This is a genomic window from Marinospirillum sp., from assembly GCF_014859565.1.
Genome location: NZ_JACUUA010000211.1, coordinates 1 through 5,454 on the forward strand (window position 1 = coordinate 1; position 5,454 = coordinate 5,454).

The 5,454-nt window shown below is 52.2% G+C and carries 4 protein-coding genes; 1 reads left to right on the plus strand and 3 read right to left on the minus strand.

Going from position 1 to position 5,454, the window contains the following annotated elements:
- Positions 1 to 95: 95 nt before the first annotated feature.
- A complete protein-coding gene (gene parC / locus IBX50_RS16650) occupies positions 96 to 2,354 on the minus strand; it encodes a DNA topoisomerase IV subunit A (RefSeq protein ID WP_292257422.1) in 2,259 nt (752 codons plus the stop codon).
- A 200-nt stretch (positions 2,355 to 2,554) separates the two neighbouring features.
- Here parC and IBX50_RS16655 point away from each other — a divergent pair, with 200 nt between their 5' ends.
- Positions 2,555 to 3,382 carry a nuclease-related domain-containing protein gene (locus IBX50_RS16655; protein WP_292257423.1) on the plus strand — a complete coding sequence of 276 codons (828 nt, stop codon included), beginning with the start codon at positions 2,555 to 2,557 and terminating at the stop codon, positions 3,380 to 3,382.
- On the opposite strand, the gene parE is transcribed toward IBX50_RS16655, so the two are convergent.
- Positions 3,379 to 5,277, minus strand: coding sequence for a DNA topoisomerase IV subunit B (gene parE, locus IBX50_RS16660; RefSeq protein ID WP_292257424.1), 1,899 nt, complete (start codon positions 5,275 to 5,277; stop codon positions 3,379 to 3,381). The two genes, IBX50_RS16655 and parE, sit on opposite strands and share 4 nt — an antisense overlap.
- On the minus strand, positions 5,264 to 5,454 hold a 191-nt coding region (locus IBX50_RS16665), incomplete at its 5' end, for a hypothetical protein (RefSeq protein WP_292257425.1). The genes parE and IBX50_RS16665, both read right to left, overlap by 14 nt.

A 5,454-nucleotide genomic window follows, 5' to 3' on the forward strand; every position in this document is an offset into this window, starting at 1 on the left:
AGCAGGGTCAAACAGCTGTTCGGAGAGGCTGATTCACAGCCTCATGAATAATGCGGGATCACGATAATCAGCTGGTTGATGACTCTGCACAGGTTTTAGCCGTCCTTTTCCATCAAGTCGACCTTCTGGAAGCCGCGTGGCAGTTTGCTGCCGCGGCGACCTCTTTCTCCCATGTAATGCTCCAAATCCGCTGGTTTTAACGTCAGGGTACGTTTGCCTGAGGTGATTTTCAGTTGATCCGTATCACTCAACACTACTAATCCCCGCACGTATTCTTCCCGTCCTGCGGCACGGCGTGAAGGAATATCAATGATTTTGTTGCCCTTGCCTTTACTCAGTTGTGGTAACTCACTCAGCATGAATACCAGCAAGCGCCCTTCATTGGAAACAGCAGCCAGTTTAAGCTGGCTCAACTCGGCAGTAGGCAGCAGTTGGGGTTGCATGACTTCTGCACCTGTTGGCGGGTTGAGTAGTGCTTTACCGGCCTTATTTTTGCTGATCATGTCGCCCAGTGAGGTAATAAAACCATAACCGGCATCCGAGGTCACCAGTACCTGCTGCTGTTCCTGACCGATCAGCAATCCACGGAATTCTGCACCAGCGGGTGGATTAATTTTGCTGGTGAGGGGTTCACCCTGACCCCGTGCAGAGGGCAAATCGTGGGCAGAAAGGCTGTAGCTGCGTCCGGTGTCATCCAACAGCACCAGTTGCTGGTTGGATTTGCCGCGGACGGCCAGGAAAAACTCATCACCACTTTTGTAGCTGAGGCTCGACGGGTCGAGTTCGTGCCCCTTGGCTGAACGAATCCAACCCTTTTTGGACAGCACCACCGTGACTGGATCAGCACCGACCAGTTCGACTTGGGACAGGGCTTTGGAATCCTCGCGGATCACCAAGGCACAGCGGCGTTCATCACCATAGGTTTCAGCATCTGCACGCAGTTCATCAGCAATCAGGGCACGAAGTTTGTCATCACTGCCCAGCAGGTCAGTAAGTTTGCTGCGCTCGGTTTCCAGCTCGTTTTCTTCACCGCGAATTTTTTCTTCTTCCAGCCGAGCCAGATGGCGTAACTTCAGATCCAGTATGGCATCGGCCTGACGTTCACTGAGTCCAAATCGCTGTATCAGATCGGTGCGGGGTTCTTCTTCTTCACGAATGATACGGATGACTTCATCAATATTCAGGTAGGCAATCAACAAACCTGCCAGCAGCTGCAGTCGATCTTCCACCTTGCGCAGGCGATTTTCCAGACGACGCACCACGGTCTGACGACGGAATACCAGCCATTCCTTCAACAGAGTGTTGAGGGGTTTGACCTGAGGGCGGCCATCCAGCCCGATGACGTTCATATTGACGCGGTGGTTTTTTTCCAGATCGGTGGTGGCGAACAGGTGCGCCATCAGTGGTTCAATTTCCACTCGGTTGGAGCGGGGCACCAACACCAGTCGCACGGCATTTTCGTGGTCGGATTCATCCCGTAGATCGGCCAGCAAGGGCAATTTTTTGGCTTGCATCTGGGCGGCTATCTGCTCCAGCACCTTGCTGGGAGAGACCTGATAAGGCAGTGCCTGAACCACAATTTCACCCTCTTCGAGAGTATAGGTGGCGCGGCTTTTTACTGAGCCTTTACCGGTGCTGTAGAGGCGGTAAAGATCCTTGGCTGGGGTGATGATCTCCGCGCCCGTCGGGAAATCCGGGCTGGGAATAAAACGGGTCAGGTCAGCAATGCTGGCATTAGGATATTCCAGCAGGTGCAGGGTGGCTTGTACCACTTCACGAACATTGTGCGGTGGAATATCGGTTGCCATGCCCACGGCTATACCGGTACCGCCATTTAACAGGATATGTGGCAGGCGTGCGGGCAGGACTTCCGGCTCATTCAGGGTGCCGTCAAAGTTGGGTACCCAGTCGACTGTACCTTGCCCCAGTTCTTTTAACAGGACTTCTGAAAACCTTGCCAGACGGGATTCGGTATAACGCATGGCAGCAAAGGATTTAGGATCATCCGGGCTACCCCAGTTGCCTTGACCATCCACCAGCGGGTAACGGTAACTGAAGTCCTGTGCCATCAGCACCATGGCTTCGTAACAGGCAGAATCCCCGTGGGGGTGAAACTTACCCAGCACATCACCCACGGTACGTGCCGACTTTTTATATTTGGCGGTAGCGGACAGTCCCAGCTCACTCATGGCATATACGATGCGCCGCTGGACCGGTTTCATGCCGTCACCAATATGCGGGAGCGCACGATCCAGAATCACGTACATGGAATAATCCAAGTAGGCTTTTTCCGTATAGTTGCTCATGCTCAGGCGCTCAAAGTTGTCATCGACAAATTCGCTGTGGTTGGTCATGAATGGACTGTCCTTCTGTTCTATCTTGGGGGCGCCAGTGTAACCTGAAGTCTGGTGTGAATAAATGCAGGACTGGGCAGATATACAGATGTTTGTAGTAAAGATTGTTTCCTTGTGTAGTGGTGGCTATCGCCTGTGGGTGCCTATGGTTATAATCCTTATATCTAGGTGCCACGCTTTCGTGGTCAGGGAGATTTTTGATGATTCTAAAAGACTATGTGCACCGCCCCGATGCTGATGCCCGCTCGGAAGAAACCTGTGCTGAGGCGGCCACGCGCTTGCGTAATGCTTTTAAGGCTAACGAAGATGTGGTGCTGCTGAATGATGTGCGTCTGCCTTTTGATGAGGAGCGCACGGTGAATGTGGATCACATCGTGCTGCATAGTTATGGCATGACGCTGATCAGCAGCCGCGCCATTTATGGCAAGATTGAAGTTAACTACCGGGGTGAGTGGAGTCGCAATATCAAAGGGCGTGAAATTGCGATGCAGAACCCTATTGAACTGTATAAACATGTCAGTAAGAATCTGCGGCAGAACCTCACCGCCAATATTGATCAGCTGTTGACACGTGCCAAGGGTGCTGTAGCACGAACCTTTGAAAACATGCCAATTGATGTGGTTTTTATTCAGGCATTAAAAAGCACCATCATCGGGACGGGTATTAATCAGTCCAACATCATTTTTGTGGAAGCTCTGACCCAGAACATTAACCGCACTTTCAGTTCGTACAAAAAGCGCGAGTTTCAGATGTATGGTGGTTTGGATACCTTCAAGATTTCCCACTCTGATATGTATGCTATTGCCAATTTCTTGATGGGTAATGAAATTAATCGTAGTGATTACCCGGATGCAGTGGAACACACCAATGGTGCCATTGTTGCGCCTGCGGTTGAAGGTCGGCAGGGTATTGTGCGAGCGCACAGCACCCTGCCGGTCAAGATTATTAAGGGTCGGGATATCAAGCCGAGCAAGCTGCCTCAGGAGCTTTCCGAGTCATCTGAGGCCAAATACAGGGTTAAGGGTTAAACCTCGGCCAGGTTGCCTTTGGACTCCAACCAGCTTTTACGATCTGGTGCGCGCTTTTTGGCCAGCAGCATATCCAGCAGTTCCAGCGCCTGATCCCCTTCTTCACGAATCAGCTGTACCAGCCGCCGGGTTTCCGGTGCCATGGTGGTTTCGCGCAGCTGTGACGGGTTCATTTCCCCCAAGCCTTTAAAACGCTGCACGTTGATTTTGGCTTTACGCCCGGTCAGTCGGTCAAACACTGCTTCTTTTTCACTTTCGTCCAGCGCATAAAACACCTCTTTGCCGCAGTCGATGCGATAGAGGGGGGGCATGGCAACAAAAACATGGCCTTGTTCAACCAGTGCCGGGAAGTGACGCAGGAACAAGGCACACAACAGGGTGGCAATGTGCAGGCCATCCGAGTCAGCATCCGCCAGAATACAGATTTTGCCATAACGCAGACCACTCAGATCATCCGAGCCGGGATCCATACCCAGAGCAACAGCAATATCATGAACCTCCTGTGAGGCCAGAATTTCACTGGAGTCGACCTCCCAGGTATTCAGGATTTTTCCGCGCAGCGGCAGAATGGCTTGGAAAATTCGATCTCTGGCCTGTTTGGCTGAGCCACCAGCGGAATCACCTTCCACCAGAAACAGCTCACTGCGTGCGATGTCTGGGCCGGTACAGTCTGCCAGTTTGCCGGGTAGTGCCGGTCCCTGGGTGATTTTTTTGCGTACCACCTTTTTGGCGGCTCGCAATCGGCGGTTAGCACGACTGAGTACCAGTTCAGTAATGCGTTCAGCATCCAGGGTGTGTTGGTTTAACCACAGGGAAAAGGCATCTTTGATTACACCACTGATAAAAGTGGCGCTCTGGCGGGAAGACAGGCGCTCTTTGGTTTGTCCGGCAAACTGGGGATCCTGCATTTTTAATGACAGCACATAACTGCAATCCTGCCACAGGTCTTCCGGTGCCAGTTTGACACCGCGTGGCAGCAGATTGCGGTATTCACAGAATTCACGCAGGGCATCCAGCAAACCACTGCGCAGGCCATTAACGTGGGTACCGCCTTGAGTGGTGGGGATGAGGTTAACGTAACTTTCCTGAACCAGTTCACCGCCTTCTGGCAACCAGAACAAGGCCCAGTCTACGGCTTCATGAGAGGCCTTGAATTCGCCGTTGAAGGGGACTGATGGCAGGTTTTCCCAGCCATGACTGGCCTGTTGCAGATAATCACTGAGCCCTTCTTGATAACACCATTCCAGCTGCAGGGGCTGGCCGGTGTCCGGGTCATTTTCCTGCTGATTGATAAAAATGACCTTGAGACCTGGACAAAGCACGGCCTTGGCTCTTAACAGGTGTTGCAAGCGGGCGGTGGCATAACGAGGACTGTCAAAATAACCGGCATCCGCCAGAAAATGCACTTCAGTGCCAGTATCCTTACGCGCACAGTTGCCGATCACTTCCAGTTCGGAGGTTTTTTCACCGCCGGCAAAGGTAATACGGTGAATCTCACCGTTACGACGCACAATCACTTCCAGGTGCTCGGACAGGGCGTTTACTACGGATACACCTACACCATGCAGACCACCGGAAAACTCGTAGTTGTTGTTGGAGAATTTACCACCGGCATGAAGTCGGGTCAGGATCAGCTCAACCCCGGAAACTCCGTATTCAGGGTGCAGATCAATGGGCATGCCACGACCATTGTCACGCACACTCAGGCTGTTGTCCTTGTGCAGCGTCACACGGATTTCCGTGGCGTGGCCTGCCAGTGCTTCATCCACACTGTTGTCGATAACTTCCTGAGCCAGGTGATTGGGGCGGGTGGTGTCGGTGTACATCCCCGGACGTTTGCGAACCGGGTCGAGGCCGGTTAAGACCTCTATTGCGCGTGCATCATACTGTGTCATGGGTTGGCTTCTGTCGGTCTTGCATGATTCGATCTGAAAACGGCCTAGTTTGCCCTCTGGAGGGGCTGTTTTGCAAGGCGGCAACCGTTGAGACGTTTTTGTAATGTTCTGCTTTATTACAGTCAATAAAAAATGTTAAGAAATAATTTTTATTTTGTGACGCAGCGCAAGTGACCT

Excerpts from the sequence above, each read along its gene's own strand:
- parC (WP_292257422.1), bottom strand. The coding sequence starts at position 2,354 with ATGACCAACCACAGCGAATTTGTCGATGACAACTTTGAGCGCCTGAGC.
- IBX50_RS16655 (WP_292257423.1), top strand. The coding sequence starts at position 2,555 with ATGATTCTAAAAGACTATGTGCACCGCCCCGATGCTGATGCCCGCTCG.
- parE (WP_292257424.1), bottom strand. The coding sequence starts at position 5,277 with ATGACACAGTATGATGCACGCGCAATAGAGGTCTTAACCGGCCTCGAC.